A 20971-nucleotide genomic window follows, 5' to 3' on the forward strand; every position below is an offset into this window, starting at 1 on the left:
AGGAGGGGTGAACGGTTGGGTGGGGAGCGGACGAAGTTTGCAGCGATTCCCTCGGCCGCGCGGTTCCCGGACCTTCGGTAGCTAAGATACGGGGTATTTGGTTTTGTTTGCGGAAGCTCAGGGCGGGGTGGTGGCGGTGGTGCGGCAGGAGCGGGCGCGTCGGACGCGTCGGCTGATCCTGGAGGCCGCGGCGTCGGTCTTCGACGAGTTCGGCTACGAGCGCGCCACGATCGGGGAAGTGGTCTCCCGGGCCGGGGTCACCCGGGGCGCGGTGTACTTCCATTTCGCCTCGAAGCGGGATCTCGCCAGAGGAGTGGTGGAGGAGCAGTTCGGCCAGGACGGTGTGCCCGAACGCAGCTGCAAGCTCCAGGAGTTCGTGGACACCGGCATGGTGGTCGCCCACCTGATGCCGCGTGACCCGCTCCTCAGCGCGGGTGCCCGGCTCTCGCTCGGCCAGGACCTGTCCGACGATCTCGGTGGCGGTGCGATCCGTACCTGGATCGACCGGACGGAGGCGCTGCTGGTGGCCGCCGGCCAGCGCGGAGAACTGCTGCCGCACGTCGTCCCGGCTGACACCGCGTGGGTGATCACCGCGGCCTGGACGGGCGTGCAGATCCAGTCCCAGAAGCTCTCCGGTCGCGCCGACCTGGAGCAACGGGTGTCCGGACTGTTCCAGCACCTGATGCCGAGCATCGCGGTGCCCGGCGTGCTGGGCTCGCTCCAGATGGGGCCGGACCGCGGCGCCCAGGTGGTCGCCGAGGCCGCGGCGGGCCGTTCGGCCCCGCACGGGGGCGAGGAGTCGACGGACGCTCGCGCCGGGACTGCCGAACGGGTGGCGGCCGGTTTGTGACCGGCAGGGGTGACCGGAGCCGGTCCTGGACGGCCGCCCCGGCTGCCCGGTCCGTGGTAGCCGGTCCTGCGCGGAAGGCGGCTACGAGACGGGAACCCACGCCGCTCCCGGACGGGCGCGGCCGCGGAAGCGAACGGAGCGTTCGGGCCCGCGCGTACGGGCGGGCGGCTGAGGCCGCTGGGGCACGTCACCTCCGCTGACGGTGCGGAACCGGCACCTCTGCCGAGCGGTGGGGGGCAAGAACCCCCGCCGAGCGGAGTCTGGCCTCGGTGAGCGCCGTCAGCCGGGCCGAGACCGGCGCCCGTTCCTCCCGGTGATGGTTGATCAGCCGGTACTGGGCAGAGGCCCTGGTCCAGGCCCGCAGGCTCGCGGGATCACCCAGCAGGGCGGGATTGGCGAGGTAGCGGTCGGCCATGGCGGCGGCGAGTTCCTCGATCCTCGGGTCGTCCGGTTCCCAGTCCTCGGCCTCCTGGCCGCGCTTGGCGAGATCGACGAACTCAGGGTCGTCGAGGCAGTGTTCGAGCTGTGCCACGAAGCCGTCGAAGCCCTCCGGCACCAGGGCCCGGGCCAGCACCAGCGCCTCGCGCTGTGCGGCCACGTAGTCGGGGCTCAGCCCGAGGCCGGGCATCCGGTCCAGGACGGCGCAGGCGCGGTCGGGCAGCAGCGCCCGATCGCCGTCGGCGAGCCGCTGCAGCGTGTCGCGGCGCGCGGTCAGCTCTGCGATCCGGTCGTTCAGCCGCCGCTCGACATCGGCCAGGGCGGCAGTGAACCGCTCGGCGTCGGCGTCGAGCAGGGGTCCGATCTCGGCGAGCGGTACGCCGGCGGCGGCCAGTGTCCGGACCTGTACCAGCCGCAGCAACTCGTCCGAACCGTACCGCCGGTAGCCGGATCCGTCGCGCCGCGGTTCGTCGACCAGCCCGAGCTGGTGGTAGTGCCGCACCGTCTTCACCGTGACGCCGACGAAGGCCGCCGCCTGCCCGATGGTGACTCCGTTCATCACTGCTCAGCCTGTCCTTCTCCGGCCTGGCGGATGCGCGGCCCCGCCAGGCCGTGGGTGAACGGACCCCGCCGGCCTGACCGGCTCGGCGTGGCCCCGGTGTCTTCTGCGCGGGGCGAGTTCGGAAGGAGCCCCCGGTCCCGCAGGGTACGGCCTTCGGCGGTCAGCTCCTCGGCCGGGCCGGATCGGTCCGCCCGTCCAGGAACACCGCCTGGACGAGCCGCTGTTGGGCGTTCTGGAACGCCGGCGCGATGGACAGCTCGGCGTCGTCCACGTAGTTCAGGCCGGCGGTCATGGTCGTGCCGCCGTCGGCGGTGCTGTACATCAGCGCTGCCGAGCCGATGGTCGCGCCGTTGTGGTGGAAGAGGGTGGGGCCGCCGGGGCCGGTGTCCTGGACGAACACCCCGAGGCCGTAACCGACGGTCGCCTCCGGCGTGCGCATTTCCGCCAGTAGAGCGGCCGGCAGCAGCCTGCCGCCCATCAGGGCGGAGAAGTAGACATGGAGGTCCTGGGTGGTGGTGATCATGTCACCACCGGCCGAGACCCAGGAGGGGTTGTGGCGGGTGACGTCGACCGTCCGCTCTCGCCCGGCGTCCCGGTAGCGGTAGTAGCTGCGGTTGTGGGGCTCGGGGACGTCCGGCGAGGCGCCCGGTGCCACGGTGCCGGTCAGGCCCAGCGGTCCCAGCACGAGCCGCTGCAGCTCCTCGGCGAACGTGCGGCCGGTGACCTGCTCGATCACCAGGCGGGCCAGCACGTAGTTGGTGTTGGAGTAGCTCCAGCCCGTCCCCGGCGCGAACCGGCCCGGCCTGGACAGGGACAGTCGGACGAGGTCCTCGGGCCGGTAGGTGCAGAACCGGTTCCTCACCCACTCCTCGCCCTGCCAGGGCACCCCCGGCTCGACCGTCCCGTCCTCGCGGAGCTCGCCGGTGTGGTTGAAGATCCCGCTGGTGTGCTGCAGCAGCATCCGCACCGTGATCCGCCCGTCCAGGCCGAAGCCGGGGAGGTGCTCCTCGACCGGCGTGTCCAGGCCGATCCTCCCCTCCGCGACCAGCATGAGCGCCGTGGTGGCGACGAAGCTCTTGGTGGTGCTGCCCGCGCGGAAGTGACCGTCGGTGTGCGCCTCGGCGCTGCGGCCCGACTCCCTGACCCCTGCGCCGCCGACCCATGTGCCGTGCTCGTCGTTCACCCGCAGCTGGACTCCGAGGAAGCCGGACTCGGCGATCTCCTCGATCGCCCGCCGCAGCTCCGGTCGGTCCTGCCGCCGGTCGGTCCGGGTGGTGGACATGCCGCTCCTCCGCGTCGTGGTGCCCGGTGCCTGCCCCGGGCCGATGCGACGACCCTCCACCCTGCCCCAGGGGCAACCTCAACCGTGTTCCGGATCACATGTGCCGCCCGCCTGACCTCACCGCACCCTTCCCGGGGCCGGGCCCGCCGGTCCGTCCCGGTGGGCCGCGCCGTCGCGCGGGGGCGCCTCCGGCGGCAGGATCGAATGTCAGTGCTGCTCGACATGATGGGGCCATGAAGGACGCAGCCACGACGGCTTCCCCCGCAGCTCCCGCCTGCCCGGCGGCCCCGGCCTCCCCGGCAGCCCTCGCCTCCCTCGCGGCCCTGGCCTCGCCGGCGGCCTACGCCGAGGCCGTCGCCACGGCCGTCCGCGCCGCCGCCGCGTACTACGCCGACGGTGCCACCCCGCTCGGGGACGACGAGTACGACGCCCTGGTGCGGGCCATCGAGGCCTACGAGCGCGAGCACCCCGGCGAGGTGCTGCCCGAGACGCCCACCGGCAAGGTGGCCGGCGGCGCGGCCGTCGGAGACGTCCCGCACAGCGCGCCGATGCTCTCGCTCGACAACGTGTTCTCGGCCGAGGAGCTGGAGTCCTGGGCCGCCGGGCTGGAGCGCCGGCTCGGCCACCCGGTGGCCGCCTGGTGCGTCGAGCCGAAGCTGGACGGGCTCGCCGTGGCCGCCCGCTACCGGGCCGGCCGGCTCACCCGACTGCTCACCCGGGGCGACGGCCTGGCCGGCGAGGACATCACCCACGCCGCCGACACCGTCCTCGGCCTCCCGGCCCGGCTCGCCGAACCGCTCGACGTGGAACTGCGCGGCGAGGTGCTCCTCACCCACGAGCAGTTCGAACGGGCCAACGCCGTCCGCACCGCCCACGGCGCCACTCCCTTCGCCCATCCGCGCAGCGGCGCCGCGGGCACCCTGCGGGCCAAGGACCGCGCCTACCGGCTCGAGCTCACCTTCTTCGGTTACGACGCCCTCGGCCTGCCCGGCCTCGACCACGGCGACCTGCTCGCCCGGCTGGCCGAACTCGGCGTCGGCACCGCCGCCGGTACGCAGGCGGCGCCGCGTCGCTGCGCCACCCTCGCCGAGGTGGAGCAGCGGATCGGCGAGATCGCCGGAATGCGCGCCGCGCTGCCGTTCGGGATCGACGGCGTGGTGGTCAAGGCGGACGCGGCGGCCGATCAGGAGCGGGCCGGCTCCGGCTCCCGGGCCCCGCGCTGGGCGGTGGCCCGCAAGCTGCGGGCCCAGCACAAGGTGACCCGGCTGCTCGGGGTGGAGTGGAACGTCGGGCGCACCGGCATCATCGCGCCCCGGGCTGTGCTCGAACCGGTGGTGATCGACGGTGTCACCGTCACCTACGCGACGCTGCACAATCCGGCCGACATCGAGCGCCGCGGCCTGATGCTCGGGGACCAGGTGTTCGTCTACCGGGCCGGGGACGTCATCCCGAGGGTGGAGGCCCCGCTGGTCGACGAGCGCACCGGCGCCGAACAGCCGATCGCCTTCCCCGAGGCCTGCCCGCGCTGCGGCGACGCCATCGACACCTCCGAGCAGCGCTGGCGCTGCGTGCGGGGCCGCGGCTGCCAGACCGTCGCCTCGGTGATCTACGCGGCCGGCCGCGACCAGCTGGACATCGAGGGGCTCGGCGGCACCCGGGCCGTCCAGCTGGTCGAGGCCGGTCTGGTGACGGATCTCGCCGACCTGTTCACCCTCAGCCGGGAGCAGCTGCTCACCCTGGAGCGGATGGGCGACACCAGCGCGGACAAGCTGCTCGCCGCCATCGAGACCGCCCGCACCCGGCCGCTGAACCGGGTGTTCTGCGCCCTCGGCATCCGCGGGACCGGCCGCACCATGTCGCGCAGGATCGCCGCCCACTTCGGCAGCATGGCCGCGATCCGCGCCGCCGACGCCGAGGCGCTGGCGGCCGTGGACGGCATCGGGGTGGAGAAGGCGGCCGTGATCCTGGCCGAACTCGCCGCCGTGGGGCCGCTGTTGGACCGGCTGGCGGCGCAGGGGGTGGGCGTCGGGGTGACGGAGCCGGCCGCTGCCGTAACAGCCCCTCCGACCGCAGCGGACCAGGGCGGTTCGGTCGGCCCGCTGGCCGGGCAGAGCGTCGTCGTCACCGGCAGCATGACGGGTGCTCTGGCCGATCTCTCCCGCAACGCGGTGAACGAGCTGATCGAGCGCGCCGGCGGCAAGGCCTCCTCGTCGGTGTCCAAGCGCACCACGCTGCTGGTCGCCGGTGAGAAGGCGGGCTCCAAGCGGGCCAAGGCGGAGGAGCTCGGCGTGTCGATCACCACGCCGGAGGAGTTCGCGGTGCTGGTGGCCGACTTCCTCCCCTGACCTGCCGGCCCGGCCGGACCTGGCCCCGCCGGACCTGGCCCCGCCGGACCCGGCCCGCGGATCCGCCGGCCCTCCGGTGTGCCGGCCCGCCGGCCCGCCGTTTCCCGGGTCGCGCCGGGTACCAGAAAAGGCCTGATCACCGGCGGCGCCGGTGCGGTAAGGTGACCGACGCCGCATACGACCGTCACGCAGGGAGGTGAGACCCATTACCGGTATGTCCGAACGGGTGCTCCCGGAGCGCGGCCGTGCGGGCGCCCCGCGCGCGTAGCGCGGACGCGTCGACGCGGCGTCGGCCCTGGCGGGAGCCCCGACGGAGTCCTCCGTTGTCCTCCTGTCCTGCCCAAGGGGTCCCTTTGCCGGTCTTTCCCTCCACCGCTCTCCGTTCCTCGGTCGTCGCCCGGCTGCGTGCCGCCGGCTGCGTGTTCGCCGAGGACGAGGCGCGGATCCTGCTCACCGCCGCCGCCACACCCTCCGGACTGGCTGCCATGGTCCGGGCCCGCGCCGAGGGGCGGCCGCTCGAACACGTCGTCGGCTGGGCGGAGTTCGCCGGGCTGCGGATCGCCGTCGACCCCGGCGTGTTCGTGCCGCGCCGGCGCAGCGAGTTCCTGGCCGCCGCTGCCGCCCGGCTGGCCCGCCCCGGTGCGCTGGTCGTCGACCTGTGCTGCGGCAGCGGTGCGCTCGGTGCCGCCGTGGTGGCTGCGGCCGGCCACCCGGTCGAGCTCTACGCGGCCGATCTCGATCCGGCCGCCGTCCACTGCGCCCGGCGCAACCTGGCGGGCACCGGCGCGCGGGTCTTCGAGGGCGACCTGTTCTCCGCCCTGCCCGACGCGCTGCGCGGGCGGGTGGACGTGCTGATCGCCAACGTCCCGTACGTTCCGACCGGTGACATCGAACTGCTGCCCACCGAGGCCCGGGTCCACGAGGCCCGGCCCGCACTGGACGGCGGCACCGACGGGCTGGACGTGCTGCGCCGGGTGGCCGCCGGGGCGCCGGGCTGGCTGGCCGCCGGAGGGTCGCTGCTGTTCGAGACCAGTGACCGGCAGGCGGCGGGCGCACTGGCCGTGGCCCGGGCGGCCGGCCTGGCGGCCGTCGCCCGCCGGGACGACGAACTGGACGCCACGGTGGTCGTCGCGACCAGGCCGTGAGTGAGGACCGCCCCGGTCACCGCACCCCCGTGACGGTGGCCGGGACGGTCGGGACAGTCGGACCAACTCCCGAGCCAGCGCCCGGTCAGCCCTCGGACCAGCGCCCGGACCGACCCCCGGTCCAGCCCCGCTTCGGCCCGTCCTCAGATGGTGGTCCCGTACACGTGGTCCACGGGGATGGTGAGCAGCACCCGGCGGTCCGCGACCATCGCCTGGCGGTACTCCGCCCAGTCCGGGTGCTCCCCGGCGGCCCGGCGGTAGTAGTCCACCAGCGCCTCGACCTCGGGCCCGTGCGGGTCGGTGCCCGGGCCGGTGAGGGTGGCGACGCCCTCGGCGGTCGCCCAGGAACGGCCGTCCGGTCCGGTGACCTCCAGGCTGACCCGCGGATCCCGGCGCAGGTTCGCCGTCTTGGCGAGCCCCTCCCGGGTGGAGATCAGGATCGCGTTCGCCTCCCGGTCGTAGTAGGGCATGACGGGGGAGAGTTGGGGACGGCCGTCCGCCTTGATGGTGGCGAGGATGCCCAGGCGGCTCTGGGCGAGGAGCGCGTACGGGTCGTAAGCAGTGGTGGTCATGGGACCATCATCGGGCTTCACACCGGTGTCAAGGTCAAGGGGTGGCAGGTGTGTTGCGCAGCGGGTGCGCGCGGCGGACGGCGGACGTCCGCCGCGCCGCCCCGTCGCCCCGCGTGTGACCGACACGCCCAGGAGTCTCCACGGCGACGGGGCGCATCCGCAACACGCCGCTCGCCGCGGTCAGTTCGGCGCCAGCTTCCGGACGGCGCCGGACAGCGCGGTCGCGGTGCGGCGCACGTCCGCGTCCGTGGTGCGCCAGTTGCTGAAGGCCGCGCGCAGGGCGGCCTGCCCGCCGTAGCGGGTGGGCGTCAGGAAGGCCTCGTCGGAGACCTCGGCCGCGAGCGCGGCGAGCCGCTCCGGGGTGGGGTCCTCGGCCAGCGTGAAGCAGACCACGTTGAGCCGGACCGGGGCGAGCAGGCGCAGGCCGTCGGTCGCGTCGACGGCCTCGCCGAGCGCGCGGGCGCCGGTGACGCAGCGTTCCACGATCTCCCGGTGCCCGGCCCGGCCGTAGGCGCGCAGGGTGAACCAGGCGGCGAGCGCGCGCAGTCGGTGCGAGTTCTCCGGGGTGAGGTGGACGAGGTCCGGGTGCTCGCCGAGGGGGCCGAGGTAGGCGGCGGCGTTCCGGAAGACCTTCGCCTGGAGGTCGCGGCGGCGGGTGAACTGCACGGCGCTGTCGTAGGGGACGTTGAGCCACTTGTGGAGGTCCACGCAGACCGAGTCGGCGAGGTCCAGGCCGGCCACCAGCCCGGCGTGCTCCGGCACGAGGGCCGCGAAGGCGCCGAAGGCGGCGTCCACGTGCAGCCAGAAGTCGTGACGGTCCCGGAGGGCCGCGATCGCGGTCAGGTCGTCGAAGTCGACGGTGTTCACGGTGCCCGCGTTCGCCACCACGACGCACGGGCCTTCGGCCTCGGCGAGTGCCCGCTCCAGCGCGGCGACGTCCACGGCCTCGCGGCCGGGCAGGGTGGGCACGGCGGTCAGTGCCCGGCGGCCCAGGCCCAGCACGCTCAGCGCCTTGGACACGCTGGAGTGCGCGCTGCCCGACAGCACCCGCACCCGGCCCAGCGCGGCGGCCCCGTCCTCGGCCACGTCCACGCCGAGCCGCTCGCCGAGCCACTCCCGGGCGATCGCCAGACCGACGGTGTTGGACATGGTCGCACCGCTGACGAAGGTCCCGTCGTGCGCGGGGGAGAGGCCGAACAGGTCGCGCAGCCAGCCGACGGTCTCCGCCTCCAGGTGCTGACCGGCCGGATCCAGCGAGGAGTTGGAGTTCTGGTCGGCGGTGGAGGTCAGCCAGTCGCCCGCCAGCGCGGCCGGAGTCGCGCCGCCCGTGACGAAGCCGAAGTAGCGCGGGCCGGCGCCTGCCGACAGCCGGGGCTGCCAGCGTTCGCCGAACGCCGCCAGGGCGGCTCGCAGGCCCTCGCCCTCCTCGGGAAGCGGCTGGGCCGGTGTCGGCGGATCCGGGTGCCGGGGGACGACCGGGCGGTCGGCGAGGCCGGCGAGGAACGCGGCGGCCTGCCGTCGGGTCTCCTCCAGCAGGGCGGGCAAGTGGGCCAGGTCGGCGGCGAGTTCGGGGTGCATGGGGCTTCTCCGTTGATCGGACGTCAGCCCGACGGTAGCGGGACGGAGAGACGGTGTCGCGGGCCAATCCGACCCGAGTGGCCTGGTCGGAGGAGGTGCGCCGACCGCCGGGGGCGGGACCGGCGCCGACCTCACTCCAGCGCGGACGCCTTGCGCAGCAGCACCGACCGCTCCCGCGCATTGCCGCACAGGCGGGCGGCCAGCTCCAGCTCGGCCCTGGCCTCGACGGTGCGGCCGAGCCGGACCAGCAGCTCGCCGCGCACGGTCGGCAGCAGGTGCGAGCCCGACAGCCGGCCGGCGGCGACCAGGTCGTCCACCAGGCTCAACGCCTCCTGCGGACCGCTCGCCATCGCCACGGCCACCGCCCGGTTGAGCTCCACCACCGGCGAGGGGGCCACCCGGCCGAGCGCCTCGTAGAGGAGCACGACGCGCTCCCAGTCGGTCTCCCGCACGGAGGGCGCCACGGCGTGGCAGGCGGCGATGGCGGCCTGCAGACCGTACGGGCCGAGCCCCCGCCGCAGGGCCGAGGCCCGGCCGAGCGCAGCCAGACCGCGCCGGATCGCCGACCCGTCCCACAGCCTCCGGTCCTGGTCCTCCAGCAGGACCGGCTCGCCGTCCGGCCCCGTCCGGGCGGGGAAGCGCGCGGCCGTGAGTTCGAACAGCGCGAGCTGCCCGTGCACCTCCGGGTCGGCGGGCAGCAGCGCTGCCAGCATCCGGGCCAGCCGGACGGCCTCGTAGGCGAGGTCCGGGCGCAGCAGGCGGTCGCCGGTCGTCGCCGTCGACCCCTCCGTGAAGATCACGTACAGCACGCTCAGCACGGCGCCGAGTCGCTCGCGCCGCTCCTCGGGCGGCGGCAGCTCGAAGGGGACGTGGGCCGCGGCGAGCGTCTTCTTCGCCCGGGTGATCCGGGCCTGGACGGTCGGCACCGGCACCAGGAACGCCCGGGCGACCTCCTCGCTGGACAGGCCTCCCACCACGCGCAGAGTGAGCGCGACCCGGGCCTCGGGCGAGAGCACCGGGTGGCAGGCGGTGAACATGAGCGCGAGGACGTCGTCGTCGACCCGGTCGGGGTCGAACGGCAGGTCGTCCTCCGGCCGCTCGGGCGCGGCCGCCGCGCCCGAGCTGAACTCACCCTCGACCAGCGGGCCCGCGAGCGCCGCGTACCGCTCGTCCAGCGCCGACCTGCGGCGGAAGGCGTCGACGGCCCGCCGCCGTGCGGTCGCCAGCAGCCACCCCACGGGGCTGGCGGGGGCGCCGTCCCGGGACCAGGACACCAGCGCCTCCGCCAGCGCCTCCTGGGCGACGTCCTCGGCGAGCGCGAAGTCCCCGGTGTAGCGGGCCAGCGCGCCCACGATCCGGGCGGACTCGATCCGCCAGACGGCCTCGACGGCCCGCCGCGCCGACTCGGCGACCGGCGGGCCGTCGGGGACACCGGACGTCACAGCTGGCCGGTCCGCTCGCGCCAGGCCCGCTCCTTGACGATCCACTCGTTGTCCTGGGGGAACTCGTCGATGCCCGGCACACGGCGGACCTCGCACTTCGAACCCGGGACGGCCGGGAGCCGCTTGGCCCACTCGACCGCCTCCTCCTTCGAGGCGACGTCGATCAGGTAGAAGCCGCCGAACAGCTCCTTCGTCTCACCGTACGGCCCGTCGGTGACCACCGGGGTCTCCCCGCTGAAGTCGACCACCACGCCCTGGGACGGATCGTCCAGCCCCTCCGCGGCGACGAGCACGCCCGCCCGGATCAGCTCCTCGTTGAAGCGGCCGACCGTTTCGAGCATCTCCTCGAAGGGCGTCTCCATCATCTTCGCGACGGACTCGTCCGTGCCGCGCATGATCAGCATGTACTTGGCCATCTTCGCTCTCCTCGATCAGGGGCCGTTTCTCGACCCTCTCAGACCTAGGTCGAACGGGACCAGCCCGGGATCGACACGAGGGACGGATTCGCAGGAATTTTTTTTCACGGGTGCCCCGGACGCCTTGGAGTGCCAGGTCAGGCCGGTGCCCCGCGGTGGGTGCTGCGTCGTGCACGCGAGGACGCGGTGGACACTGCGTGGCGCACGCGAGGACGCGGTGCGGTGCTGCGTCGTGCACGCGAGGGAGCGGTGCCGTGCCGCGCCGTGCGCATCCGGTCCGGGCGCGCCGGTCGCTTCCGCGGGGAAACCGGGCGCCCACGAGGTTTGGCCCGCCCGAACGGCGGTAGACGCGTGTCTCGGGTGGAGCCGAAGGACGGACGGTCCCACTTCAGGGGACGGCCCCGGACGCCGGACCGGTCCACCGCCCCGTTTCGACAGCCGTCCCGTCAACCAACCCGGAGGGCACCGTGATCGTCGTCGGCGTCATCCTGCTCATCATCGGCTTCGTCACCGGGATCTCGATCCTGTGGACCATAGGCATCGTCCTGCTCGTCATCGGCCTCATCCTCTGGATCGCGGGCGCTCTGGGACACGCTGTCGGTGGACGTCGCCACTACTACTGACCGGTCCGGTGCTTCCGACCGGTCCCGTCCGGCCGATGGCGGGTCCGCGGTGACGGACAACACCCGGACCGTGAACGCGGCGACCCGGGCCCTGCGGCCCGGGCCGTTCGCGACCCCGGACGGCGCGGAGCCCGAGGACCGCAAGCCCCAGGACCGCATGCCCCAGGACCGCACGCCCGAGGAGCGCGAGCCCGAGGGGGGCCCGCCGACGGTCGGAGTCGAGGAGGAGTACTTCCTCGTGGACGCCGGCACCCGCGCCGTGGTGCCGGCCGGTCCGCAGCTCGCCGCCCGGGCCGCCGGTGTGCTCGGCGCGTCGGTGTCGGGGGAGTTCACCGATCTCCAGATCGAGGTGCGGACGACACCCTGCACCACCATGGACGAGCTGTCCGCCCAACTGGCCCGGTTGCGCCGGGAGCTGGCCGCCTGCGCCGCCACCGCGAACCTGAGGGTGTGCCCGAGCGGGACGCCCGTGATCGGCGGCGGCGCCGGTGCGGTCCCCGTGGGCGACCACCCCAGGTACCGCGAGGGCGTGGACCTGTTCCGCACGATGATGGACGACTTCGCCGTCAGCGCGCTGCACGTCCACGTCCACCTGCCCGACCGCGAGGTCGCGGCCCTGGCCGGGAACCACCTGCGGCCCTGGCTGCCGTTGCTGGTCGAGATGAGCGCCAACTCGCCCTTCCACGCCGGACGGGACACGCGGTACGCCAGCTGGCGGTCGGTGCTGCGCCTGCGCTTCCCGAGCCTCGGGCCGCCGCCGTGGGTCGACTCCTTCGACGGCTACCGGCAGGTCGCCACGGCCATGGCGGACGTCGGGGGCATGTCCTTCGCCGAGCTGCCGTTCTGGGACACCCGCCCCCACCCCTGCCTGCCCACCCTGGAGGTGCGCTGCATGGACGTCCCGGCCGACGCCGCCGACTCCGTGGCGCTGGCGGCCGTCGTGCGGGGCCTGGTGGTGACCTCCGCCCGCCTCGCCGAGCAGGGTGACAAGGGCCCGCGGCTTGGCGGCGAGGTACTGCGGGGCGCGTACTGGTACGCCACCCGGGACGGCTGGCCGGGGGAGGGCGTGGACGCGCTCTCCGGCCGGAGACTGCCGGCTCCCGAGCGCGCCCGGCGGCTGGTGGCGCACATCGGTGCGGCCCTGGAGGAATACGGCGACCTGGAACGGGTCGACGCCTTCCTCGACCGGCTGGCTGCCCGGGGCAGCGGCGCCCACCGCCAGCGCGCCGCCTACCGTTCGGGCGGTCTGCCGGCCGTCGTGGACGACCTGGCGGCCGGCATGACCGCCCCCGACACCGCCCGCACGGCGGATCACGCGGCGGCGCCACCGCCGTAGGCGTGCCAGGTTGAAGGGGCGCGACCGGAGCCGAGCGGGGAACGGACCCCGCCGACGGCCGCCCGTGAACTCAGGAGGAGGAGCCGATGGACACGATCCTGGACTCAGACGGCCGGCCGGCCGCCACCGGTGCGCCCGGCACCGCCGACCGGCCGCCCGAGCCCCCGACGGTCGAACAGGCCGTACGGGTGCGCCGCGACGGCTACGCCCGGCTGGGCGCCGCCGACCTCGGCGTCGACCTCGAGGCCATGGCGGACGACTTCGCGCGGCTCGCCGGCGCCTACGACGACCTGCCCCCGGACCCGTACGCCAAGGAGACCAACCGGTTCCGCCGCTACTCCCACGCCGTCTACCTGCCCTGGACCGGTGAACTGTCCTACATCCCCGGCGCGCCCGACGACGAGTTCGGCACCGTCACCGAGTACTGGCAGGACGAGCACAACCCCGAGTACCCGAGGGTGCGCCGTCGGCTGCCCGACATCCCGACCGCCCTGCACGGCAACCGGCTGCTCGACGCACTGATCCGGGCCGACCTCGAGCACGCCCTGTGGCTGGAGGGCCTGCACCGCGTCCCCGTCTACGTCGGCATCCACCTGATCGCGCTCGGCGTCCGGGACCGGGACCAGGTAGCGGTGTCCTCGCCGAACTGCCTCCACCAGGACGGTGGTTCACCGGCGACCTTCACCTTCGCCCACCTCGTCGGACGGCGGAACATCGAGGGCGGCGAGAACGTCATCGCCACCCCAGAGAGCGCCGGCCGGCAACCCGACGCACTGCCCCCCGAGGCCGTCCACGACCGCTTCGTCCTGAGCGACCCGCTGGACGGGTACGGCGTGCACGACTGCCGGGTCAGCCACTACGTCGGCCCGGTCCGACTCGGGGACGACGGCCCCGAGGGCCGGCGCGACATCCTCATCGTCGGCGTCGCCCCCTACACACCCGGGCTGTAGCCCGACCCGACGGCGCGGCAGGGGACCGGGCCACCGGCCCGGTCGCCCCGCCCTCGCCGGATACCCGCTGCGGGCGCTACCGCCGGGGCAGCTCGGCCCGGCGGACCGCCCGCGAGGCGAACGCGAGGGCCGCCCCGAGACAGGCCAGGCCGCCGCAGCCGGCGAAGACCGGCGCCGCGCCCCAGACTCCGATGGCGGCGCCGACCACCGGGTAGCTGAGGGGCGCGAGGCCGACCATGGTCAGCATCGCGACGGAGGTGACCCGGCCGAGGTAGGCCGGGTCGGCGGCGGTCTGGATCAGGGCACTGTCCAGGCTGCCGAAGACGCCCGCGCCCAGCCCGACGAGCGCGCCCAGCAGCGCGGCCGCCCCCAGGCTGGGAACCGACGCCATGGCGGCCGCACCCACGCTGCCCGCCGCCAGCGTCGCCACCATCGTCAGACCGGGCCGGGGGAGCCAGCCGACGACGGCGACCAGCGCGGCCCCGGCGGCAGCACCTGCGCCGAAGCAGGCGACGATCCAGCCGTAGCCTGACGCGCCCCAGCCGCGTTCGGCGTTCAGCAGCACCAAGCCCACGTTGAGGATGCCGGACAGGCCGAGCTCGCTGACGGCCCCGGCGGCGACCAGCGGGCCGATCAGCGGATGGCGGCGGATGTAGCGCAGTCCGTCCAACAGCTCACCCCGGGCCTCGACCCCGCCCTGCGCCTGCTGCTCACGGCGGTCGGACGGACCGGACGGACCGGACGGCTCGGACCGCTCGGACGGCGCATCAAGGCGGCGGATCCGCACCGTCAGCAGCAGCGGTAGGGAGACGGCGAAGAGCAGGCCCGCGAGGGCGAAGGCGACGGCCGGACCGCCGAGCCCCATGGCCAGGCCGCCGAGCGGCGGCCCGGCGACCTGGCTGACGCGCATCACCAGCGAGCGCAGACCGGCGACCCGGGCCAGCTGGTCCGCGCCGGTGATGCGCGGCGGGAGGGCGCCGACGGCGGGAACGAAGAGGGCGTCCACCGCCCCGAAGACCACTGCCACCGCGGCCAGCAGCCAGAGTGCCGGTGCCGTGACGGCCACGGCAACGGCGGCGGCGAGGATCAGCAGGCAGCGCACGGTGTCGCTGCCGAGGATCACCCGGCGGGGGTCGAACCGGTCGGCGGCCACGCCGCCACCCAGCATCAGGACCGCCCGGGGCAGCGCCCCCGCGGCCATCACCATGCCGACCTCGGTGGGCCCGGCGGTCTTCTGGGCGGACCAGCCGAGGGCCAGGAAGTAGACGCTGTCGCCGACCAGCGAGGCCGTGTAGGCGGTGAGCCAGCGCAGCACGTTGGCATCGCGATGGGCAGGGGCAGGGGCAGGGGCAGGGGCAGGGGGGAGCAGGGGCGGTGCGGTCTCCACGGTGGCCAAGGCGGGCTCCAACTGGTCGGTGACGGCGCGGTGGTGGCGGACGGTGGCGGTGCGCGGAGCCGGGTCAGGGGCGGAAGGGGAAGCCGTACACGTGAACCGACACGTGCTCTCGGCCTTCGGTGTCACCGGCGGCCCGCGCGGCCTTCCCGCGATCCCGCCAGCGCCGCGACAGCGCCTGCAATTCGTCAGCCAGCTCGGCGAGTTCGGCTGAGGTGAGGTCGAGCATCCACTCGGTGCCGAAGGCCGCGTCAGTCCACTGTTCGCCCCAGGCGGAGCTCTGGTCGAGGTAGGCGCGGTACTGCGCGACGCGATTGTCGGCCAGGCCGCGGGTGACCGCGCTGACGGCGGCCGCGCCCTCTGGCGTGGCGGAGAGGTCCGACTCGCGGAAGCCCCAGCCCGCCTCCGACGCGACCTGCCACCACCGCTCCCGACCGTCGGCGCTCTGGGCGGGCGCCTCGGTGATGAATCCGTGCTCGGCGAGCTTGCGCAGGTGGTAGCTGACCAGGGAGGGCACCTGATCGACCTGCTCGGCGAGCTGGGAGGCGGTGGCGGTGCCCGCGGCGTAGAGCAGGCGGTACAGCTGCATGCGCAACGGGTTGGTGAATGCCTTCAGGCGGGACAGGTCGGTGATTCGCTCGGGTTCGGGGTGCTGAGGCATGCGGCCACCGTAGGTGTGAAAGGAAAATTTCGCAATAAAAATTTCCCACCTGCCGGTGGGTGGGCGTTTCCGGAAGGAAGGGAGGTGACCCGGGGTCAGGGGCTTTGCCGGAACAGCAAATCGGCTGGGCCTCCTGGCGGGTGCTCGCCCAGGATCGTGGGCGGAGCCCGCAGTGCGGGCAGGTGGCGCCGCTTCCCGCGCGCGCCGGGTCGAAACCTCGGAGGACGCATGCCGCAGCAGGACGCACTCACCCACCGACTGGTCTCCACCGGCGGCCGGCGGATCCATCTGGTGGAGCAGGGCTCCGGGCCGTTGGTGCTGCTGGTGCACGGCTTCCCGGAGTCCTGGTACTCCTGGCGCCACCAGCTCCCCGCCCTCGCCGCGGCCGGGTACCGCGCGGTCGCCCTCGATGTGCGCGGCTACGGCCGCTCCTCCAGGCCCGCCGACCCGGCGGCCTACCGGATGCGTGAGCTGGTCGAGGACAACGTCGCCGTGGTGCGCGCGCTCGGCGAGGCGTCGGCGGTGGTGGTGGGCCATGACTGGGGAGCGACGATCGCCGCCGACAGCGCGCTGCTCCACCCGGAGGTGTTCAGCGCGGTGGGGCTGCTCAGCGTCCCCTACGCTCCGCGTGGCGGTCCGCGACCCGGCGAGGTGTTCGCCGGGCTGGGCGGGGAGGAGGAGTTCTACGTCTCCTACTTCCAGCAGCGGGGGCGCGCGGAGGCCGAGATCGAGCCGGACGTCCGAGGCTGGCTCGCGGGCTTCTACGCGGCACTGTCGGCCGACACCATGCCGGCGCCCGGCTCCCCGGACCCGCACTTCGTCGCCACCGGCGGCACGCTGCGCGAGCGCTTCCCCTCCGGACCGCTGCCGGGGTGGCTCAGCGAAAGTGATCTGGACTTCTACGCCGGGGAGTTCGAGCGGACCGGCCTGACCGGGGCGCTGAACCGCTACCGGAACATGGACCGGGACTGGGAGGACCTCATGGCCTACCACGGTGCCCCCGTCACCCAGCCGGCGCTGTTCGTCGGCGGCACCCAGGACGCCTCCACCACCTGGCTGGCCGACGCGATCGCGGCCTACCCCGACACCCTGCCGGGGCTGACCGGCTGCCACCTCCTCGAGGGCTGCGGCCACTGGATCCAGCAGGAGCGGGCCGACGACGTCAACCGGCTGCTGGTCGAGTGGCTCGACGCGCTTCGGGGCTGAGCGCCGCGGTGTGCGGGCCGTCCTGTGCGGTGGGGCCGTGCGCCCCCTCGCCGCACGGCGATGCCGGGCCCGGCGAGGGGGAGGAGCGCGGCGCCCGGCGTCGAGGGGGGATCCCGCGGGTCAGGCCGTGGTGGCGGGGCCCGGTGGCAGGTGGACGGTCATGATCAGGTGGCAGGGCCCGGATCCGGCGCCGCGGTAGGTGTGCGGGGCGTCGCCGTCGAAGGTGGCGGTCTGGCCGGCCTCGACGGCGTGTTCGGTGCCGTCGACGACCAGGGTCATCCGGCCGGAGGTGACGCTGACCGTCTCCACGACGCCGGCCTGGTGCGGGTGGCTCGGGTACTCCTCGCCCGGTTCCAGCTGCCAGCGCCACACCTCGACCGGGGCCGGGCCGGAGGTGGTCAGCATCAGCCGGGCCTCACCGCCGTGCTCCCCCGTCCACAGGGGTGCGACGGCGTCGGCCGCGACGACGCGCACGCGGCCCTCGGGTCGGCCCTGCATCAGCGCGGACACCGAGATGCCCAGGGTGTCAGCGAGGCGCACCAGGGTGGCCAGGTTGGGGTTGCCCTGGGCCTTCTCCAAACCGACCAGGGCGCCCTTGCTGACCTGGGCGCGTCGGCTGAGCTCTTCCAGCGACAGCCCCGCGCGGACGCGGGCGGCCCGGACGTTGTGCGCGACCGTCCGCAGTGCTTCGGCCGTCTCGGTCACCTGATCACCATCCTCACTCGGACCACTCTAGTGCACCGCCCGGTCGGTTCGTTGGCACGCGACGGTCGGTTTGATGTACGTTGTGGTCGTTCCATTGTAAGTCCGCGAGGGATGTACCACGTGATCGCTCTGCTCCTTGCCCTCGGCAGCTCCCTCGCCTACGGGTGCGCCGACTTCCTCGGCGGTCTCGGGGCCCGCAAGGCCCACGTGCTGCGGACCGTGCTCATCGCCGCCCCGGCCAGCCTCGCCGTCGAACTGCTGCTGTGGCCCTTACTCGGCGCCTCGTTCGGCGCGGGAGCGCTCGGCTGGGGCGCCGCCTCGGGTGTCGCCTCCGCCGCCGCCTTCGCGCTGCTCTACCGCACCCTGGCGATCGGACCGATGAACGTGCTGTCCCCCGTGACGGCCCTGGTCTCCGCCGCGCTGCCGGTCGCCGTGGGACTGCTGCAGGGCGAGCACCTCGGCGCTGCCGGAGTGATCGGCCTGCCGCTCGCCCTGGTGGCGATCGTCCTGGTGAGCGCCGGCCAGGGTGCCGGCGCGGCGCGCCCCTCGCGCACCGCCCTGCTGCTCGCCTTCGGCGCGGGCGCCGCCATCGCCCTCCAGCTGGTCTGCCTGCACCAGGCGCCGACCGGCAGCGGCGTGGCGCCGCTGATCGTGGGCCGTGCGGTCTCCTCCGCGGTCACCCTGGCCGCGGCCGGGGCGATGCGCCGCAGGCTGGGCGCGGAGCGGCCCGCGTACGCGATGTCGGCCGCCGCCGGAGTACTGGACTCGGTGGCGAACCTGCTGTTCCTGCTCGCCGTGCGCAGCGGGGACCTCACGGTCGTCGCCGTGATCACGGCGCTCTACCCGGCCGGTACCGTGCTGCTCGCCCGCGGCGTGCTCGCCGAGCGCATCCACCGCGGCCAGGTCCTCGGGCTCGGCGCCGCCGCCCTCGCGGTCAGCCTCCTGGCCCTGGCCTGAGCCGCCGCCCTCGCGGTCAGCCTTGCGGCGCCGGCCCGAGCCGCCGAAGGCGGGCGCCGCCGAACCCCGGCGCTGCCGGAAGCCGGTACCGCCGCCGCGCCGGGCCGCCGATCACCTCCGGCGACCACGGCACGCCCCCCACCACCACAGGAAAGGACCGCCCATGCCCCGCCTCCGGCTCGACCCCGCCGTCGCCCACGCCTTCCCCGACACCCGCATCGCCGTGCTCACCGCCACGGGCCTGCGCGGCCAGGAGCCCTGGCCCGGCACCGACGCCGCACTCGCCGAACTGGAGCGAGGGCTCGCCGACGGCAGCCGGCGACCCGCCGACGAGACCGACCCGCGCATCGAGGCCTGGCACGCCGCCTACCGCTCCTTCGGCACCAATCCCCGTCGCAGCCGCCCCAGCGTCGACGCCCTCGGCCGACGCCTCGTCAAGCGCGGCACCCTGCCCCGCATCGGCCCCGCCGTCGACTCCTACAACGCCGTCTCCGTCCGGCACGGCCTGCCCGCCGGCGCCTTCGACCTGGACCGCGTCATCGGTGACATCACCATCCGCCACGCTGACGGCGGCGAGGCCTTCACCCCGCTCGGGGAGCCCGGCACCGTCGAACACCCCGCGCCGGGCGAGGTCGTCTACGCGGACGGCGACGGCGTGCTGACCCGCCACTGGAACCACCGCGACGCCCACCGCACCCGCGTCACCGAGGAGTCCGCCCGCGTCCTCTTCCTGCTGGAAACCGTCCGGGCCACCCGGGACGGGCACCTGCTCGACGCGGCCGCCGAGGAACTGCGGGGCCTGCTCGACCCCCACGCGGACCGGGTGGGGGTGCAGTTCCTCGGCCCGGAGCACCCGGACGTCCTCGTCTGAGCGTCGGGCCGGTGGGCCGTACGCTCCGGCGGGCGCGATGCCGTTCGGCCCTGCGCGCCGTTCGGTCCTGCGCGCCGTTCGGCCCGCCCTACGCGCCCGAGGTCCGCGCGGCGGCTCCGGCGCGGATCCGCTGACGCAGGAAGAGGGCGGCACGGTCCAGCGCCTCGTCCGCCTCGTCGAGGACGCCGGCGAACGCCTGGAACACGTGCGGCACGTCGGCCGTGACGTCGAGGATGACGTCCACGCCCGCGGCCCTCGCCCGCGCGGCCAGGCGAGTGGAGTCGTCCAGCAGCACCTCGTTGGAGCCGACCTGGATCAGCATCGGGGGGAAGCCGGTCAGGTCGGCGAGGACGGCCGGGCTGAGCAGCGGCTGGTGCGGGTCCGCTCCGGCGAGGTACATGGCTCCGGTGTGGTCGAGCGCCGCGCGGGTGAAGATGGGGTCGATGCCCTCCTTGGTGTCCATGCTCTCGCCGGTCCGGGTCGCGTCCAGCCCGGGGGAGAAGGCCAGGATCGCGGCGGGCAGCGGTAGGCCCGCGTCCCGGGCGGCCAGGCAGGTGGTGACGGCCAGGCCGCCGCCGGCGGAGTCCCCGGCGAACACGAGGGCCGAGGGGTCCGCGCCGCTGTCGAGGAGGGCACGGTAGGCGGCCACGCAGTCCTCGATCGCGGCGGGGAAGGGGTGTTCGGGGGCGAGCCGGTAGTCCAGCGAGTACGCGCCGAAGCCGGTCCTGGCCACGAGGTTGCCGGTGAGCGAGAGGGCGGTCTCGGGGGAGCCGAAGACCCAGGCGCCGCCGTGGAAGTACAGGATCGTTCCGGAGCCCGGGCCGTCCGTCCCCGCCTGCGGTCCGGGGTTCGGTTCGACGCGCAGGGCGGGCCGGTCGCCGAGCGTCGTCGGTGCGGTCCGGATGCGGTCGTGGGGCACGATCATCTGCGCCATCAACTCCCGGAAGCCCGCCCGGATCTGCTCGACCGACTGGGGGCCCTGGGGGTGCGGCTGCCGCAGAAGCCGGTCGATGCGTATGCGCTGGTCCCTGCTCATGGGCACACTCCTCGCAAGTAGCTTCCGGTACACTATATGCCATGGAATATACATCGGGTGGCGATCGGCATGCGGGCGAGCTCGCCAAGGTCTTCGCCGACCTGGTCCGCTGCGAGACGCGCGTGTACAACGCGCTCAACGACCGCCTGCGGGACGGGCACGGGATCGTCACCTCCCAGTACGAGTTCCTGAGCTACCTGCGTGACCACCCCGGGTGCCGGGTGGCGGACCTGGCCGGCGAGTTCGCCATCGGCGTCGGGGCGACGAGCAAGGGCATCGACCGGCTGGAGAAGCAGGGGTGGGTCGCCCGCCGGCCGAACCCCTCGGACCGCCGGTCCTCGCTGCTGGCCCTGACCGACGACGGCGCGCGGCTCGTCGAAGAAGCGGAGCGGACCTTCACCGGTGGGCTGGCCGAGCTGCTCGGCGGCAATCTCGACGGGCCCTCACTGTCGGCGGTCGCACAGGCCCTCTCGGCCCTGCGGTCCGCGCTCGAACGCGACCAGGTGGGCACGCCGATCGGCTGACGGGGGGGCGGGGTGACCTGACGTTCCGACAGGCCGCGCGTCGTCCGGGGATTGGGCGATGGCGGGCACCCGCCCCGGG

Annotated in this window: 20 protein-coding genes; 10 read left to right on the forward strand and 10 right to left on the reverse strand. The window is 74.5% G+C overall.

Features of this window, described 5'->3' with window-relative positions:
* The first annotated feature begins 103 nt into the window (after positions 1 to 103).
* A complete protein-coding gene (locus ABT247_RS03990; protein ID WP_350737494.1) occupies positions 104 to 850 on the forward strand; it encodes a ScbR family autoregulator-binding transcription factor in 747 nt (248 codons plus the stop codon).
* Positions 851 to 1037: 187 nt separating this feature from the next.
* Here ABT247_RS03990 and ABT247_RS03995 read toward each other — a convergent pair whose 3' ends face one another.
* Both ABT247_RS03995 and ABT247_RS04000 read right to left on the reverse strand, forming a co-directional pair.
* Positions 1038 to 1847: a MerR family transcriptional regulator gene (locus tag ABT247_RS03995; protein ID WP_350737497.1), complete on the reverse strand. Its 810-nt coding sequence runs from the start codon at positions 1845 to 1847 to the stop codon at positions 1038 to 1040.
* A 163-nt stretch (positions 1848 to 2010) separates the two neighbouring features.
* Positions 2011 to 3132 carry a serine hydrolase domain-containing protein gene (locus tag ABT247_RS04000; RefSeq protein ID WP_350737500.1) on the reverse strand — a complete coding sequence of 374 codons (1122 nt, stop codon included), beginning with the start codon at positions 3130 to 3132 and terminating at the stop codon, positions 2011 to 2013.
* A 233-nt stretch (positions 3133 to 3365) separates the two neighbouring features.
* On the opposite strand from ABT247_RS04000, the gene ligA reads away from it, so the two are divergent.
* The gene (ligA, locus tag ABT247_RS04005; RefSeq protein ID WP_350737503.1) at positions 3366 to 5477 is read left to right on the forward strand and encodes an NAD-dependent DNA ligase LigA; all 2112 of its coding nucleotides are present in this window, start codon (positions 3366 to 3368) and stop codon (positions 5475 to 5477) included.
* A gap of 353 nt (positions 5478 to 5830) precedes the next feature.
* Positions 5831 to 6622, forward strand: coding sequence for a putative protein N(5)-glutamine methyltransferase (locus tag ABT247_RS04010; RefSeq protein WP_350737506.1), 792 nt, complete (start codon positions 5831 to 5833; stop codon positions 6620 to 6622).
* A gap of 143 nt (positions 6623 to 6765) precedes the next feature.
* Here ABT247_RS04010 and ABT247_RS04015 read toward each other — a convergent pair whose 3' ends face one another.
* From ABT247_RS04015 to ABT247_RS04030, 4 genes are all read right to left on the reverse strand, one after another.
* Complete coding sequence (locus ABT247_RS04015; RefSeq protein ID WP_350737509.1) at positions 6766 to 7194, reverse strand: PPOX class F420-dependent oxidoreductase; 429 nt, start codon at positions 7192 to 7194, stop codon at positions 6766 to 6768.
* Positions 7195 to 7374: 180 nt separating this feature from the next.
* Entirely contained in the window at positions 7375 to 8772 is a 1398-nt protein-coding gene (locus ABT247_RS04020; protein ID WP_350737512.1) for a pyridoxal phosphate-dependent decarboxylase family protein, read from the reverse strand.
* 131 nt (positions 8773 to 8903) lie between these two features.
* Entirely contained in the window at positions 8904 to 10238 is a 1335-nt protein-coding gene (locus ABT247_RS04025; protein WP_350737608.1) for an RNA polymerase sigma factor, read from the reverse strand.
* Positions 10211 to 10630 carry a YciI family protein gene (locus ABT247_RS04030; protein ID WP_350737515.1) on the reverse strand — a complete coding sequence of 140 codons (420 nt, stop codon included), beginning with the start codon at positions 10628 to 10630 and terminating at the stop codon, positions 10211 to 10213. Before ABT247_RS04030 ends, ABT247_RS04025 begins: the two co-directional genes overlap by 28 nt.
* 467 nt (positions 10631 to 11097) lie before the next feature.
* Here ABT247_RS04030 and ABT247_RS04035 point away from each other — a divergent pair, with 467 nt between their 5' ends.
* The 3 genes from ABT247_RS04035 (at position 11098) to ABT247_RS04045 (ending at position 13539) form a co-directional block, all read left to right on the forward strand.
* Positions 11098 to 11253, forward strand: coding sequence for a DUF6131 family protein (locus ABT247_RS04035; RefSeq protein ID WP_350737518.1), 156 nt, complete (start codon positions 11098 to 11100; stop codon positions 11251 to 11253).
* 49 nt (positions 11254 to 11302) lie between these two features.
* Complete coding sequence (locus ABT247_RS04040) at positions 11303 to 12589, forward strand: carboxylate-amine ligase (RefSeq protein ID WP_350737521.1); 1287 nt, start codon at positions 11303 to 11305, stop codon at positions 12587 to 12589.
* 86 nt (positions 12590 to 12675) lie between these two features.
* On the forward strand, positions 12676 to 13539 hold the full coding sequence (locus ABT247_RS04045) for a 2OG-Fe dioxygenase family protein (RefSeq protein WP_350737524.1): 864 nt from the start codon (positions 12676 to 12678) through the stop codon (positions 13537 to 13539).
* A gap of 76 nt (positions 13540 to 13615) precedes the next feature.
* On the opposite strand, the gene ABT247_RS04050 is transcribed toward ABT247_RS04045, so the two are convergent.
* Both ABT247_RS04050 and ABT247_RS04055 read right to left on the reverse strand, forming a co-directional pair.
* Entirely contained in the window at positions 13616 to 14935 is a 1320-nt protein-coding gene (locus tag ABT247_RS04050; RefSeq protein WP_502892377.1) for an MFS transporter, read from the reverse strand.
* Between the two features lie 64 nt (positions 14936 to 14999).
* Positions 15000 to 15593, reverse strand: a complete 594-nt coding sequence (locus ABT247_RS04055; RefSeq protein ID WP_350737530.1) for a helix-turn-helix domain-containing protein — start codon at positions 15591 to 15593, stop codon at positions 15000 to 15002.
* A 228-nt stretch (positions 15594 to 15821) separates the two neighbouring features.
* On the opposite strand from ABT247_RS04055, the gene ABT247_RS04060 reads away from it, so the two are divergent.
* Positions 15822 to 16799, forward strand: a complete 978-nt coding sequence (locus tag ABT247_RS04060; protein ID WP_350737533.1) for an alpha/beta fold hydrolase — start codon at positions 15822 to 15824, stop codon at positions 16797 to 16799.
* A gap of 120 nt (positions 16800 to 16919) precedes the next feature.
* Here the strand turns inward: ABT247_RS04060 and ABT247_RS04065 are convergent, their stop codons facing one another.
* The gene (locus tag ABT247_RS04065; RefSeq protein ID WP_350737536.1) at positions 16920 to 17504 is read right to left on the reverse strand and encodes a helix-turn-helix domain-containing protein; all 585 of its coding nucleotides are present in this window, start codon (positions 17502 to 17504) and stop codon (positions 16920 to 16922) included.
* Between the two features lie 120 nt (positions 17505 to 17624).
* Here ABT247_RS04065 and ABT247_RS04070 point away from each other — a divergent pair, with 120 nt between their 5' ends.
* Both ABT247_RS04070 and ABT247_RS04075 read left to right on the forward strand, forming a co-directional pair.
* On the forward strand, positions 17625 to 18461 hold the full coding sequence (locus tag ABT247_RS04070; RefSeq protein WP_350737539.1) for an EamA family transporter: 837 nt from the start codon (positions 17625 to 17627) through the stop codon (positions 18459 to 18461).
* Positions 18462 to 18624: 163 nt separating this feature from the next.
* Positions 18625 to 19332, forward strand: a complete 708-nt coding sequence (locus ABT247_RS04075; RefSeq protein ID WP_350737542.1) for a B3/B4 domain-containing protein — start codon at positions 18625 to 18627, stop codon at positions 19330 to 19332.
* Positions 19333 to 19420: 88 nt separating this feature from the next.
* On the opposite strand, the gene ABT247_RS04080 is transcribed toward ABT247_RS04075, so the two are convergent.
* Positions 19421 to 20368 carry an alpha/beta hydrolase gene (locus ABT247_RS04080; protein ID WP_350737545.1) on the reverse strand — a complete coding sequence of 316 codons (948 nt, stop codon included), beginning with the start codon at positions 20366 to 20368 and terminating at the stop codon, positions 19421 to 19423.
* 41 nt (positions 20369 to 20409) lie between these two features.
* Here ABT247_RS04080 and ABT247_RS04085 point away from each other — a divergent pair, with 41 nt between their 5' ends.
* Positions 20410 to 20892, forward strand: coding sequence for a MarR family winged helix-turn-helix transcriptional regulator (locus ABT247_RS04085; protein WP_350737547.1), 483 nt, complete (start codon positions 20410 to 20412; stop codon positions 20890 to 20892).
* The last annotated feature ends 79 nt before the right edge of the window (positions 20893 to 20971 follow it).

Source organism: Kitasatospora sp. NPDC001539, assembly GCF_040298565.1.
Taxonomy (GTDB): Bacteria; Actinomycetota; Actinomycetes; order Streptomycetales; family Streptomycetaceae; genus Kitasatospora.

Bases quoted from the DNA above. Each gene is read 5' to 3' on its own strand.
- ABT247_RS03995 (WP_350737497.1), bottom strand. From the start codon at position 1,847: ATGAACGGAGTCACCATCGGGCAGGCGGCGGCCTTCGTCGGCGTCACG.
- ABT247_RS04000 (WP_350737500.1), bottom strand. From the start codon at position 3,132: ATGTCCACCACCCGGACCGACCGGCGGCAGGACCGACCGGAGCTGCGG.
- ligA (WP_350737503.1), top strand. From the start codon at position 3,366: ATGAAGGACGCAGCCACGACGGCTTCCCCCGCAGCTCCCGCCTGCCCG.
- ABT247_RS04015 (WP_350737509.1), bottom strand. From the start codon at position 7,194: ATGACCACCACTGCTTACGACCCGTACGCGCTCCTCGCCCAGAGCCGC.
- ABT247_RS04020 (WP_350737512.1), bottom strand. From the start codon at position 8,772: ATGCACCCCGAACTCGCCGCCGACCTGGCCCACTTGCCCGCCCTGCTG.
- ABT247_RS04030 (WP_350737515.1), bottom strand. From the start codon at position 10,630: ATGGCCAAGTACATGCTGATCATGCGCGGCACGGACGAGTCCGTCGCG.
- ABT247_RS04045 (WP_350737524.1), top strand. From the start codon at position 12,676: ATGGACACGATCCTGGACTCAGACGGCCGGCCGGCCGCCACCGGTGCG.
- ABT247_RS04055 (WP_350737530.1), bottom strand. From the start codon at position 15,593: ATGCCTCAGCACCCCGAACCCGAGCGAATCACCGACCTGTCCCGCCTG.
- ABT247_RS04060 (WP_350737533.1), top strand. From the start codon at position 15,822: ATGCCGCAGCAGGACGCACTCACCCACCGACTGGTCTCCACCGGCGGC.
- ABT247_RS04075 (WP_350737542.1), top strand. From the start codon at position 18,625: ATGCCCCGCCTCCGGCTCGACCCCGCCGTCGCCCACGCCTTCCCCGAC.
- ABT247_RS04080 (WP_350737545.1), bottom strand. From the start codon at position 20,368: ATGAGCAGGGACCAGCGCATACGCATCGACCGGCTTCTGCGGCAGCCG.
- ABT247_RS04085 (WP_350737547.1), top strand. From the start codon at position 20,410: ATGGAATATACATCGGGTGGCGATCGGCATGCGGGCGAGCTCGCCAAG.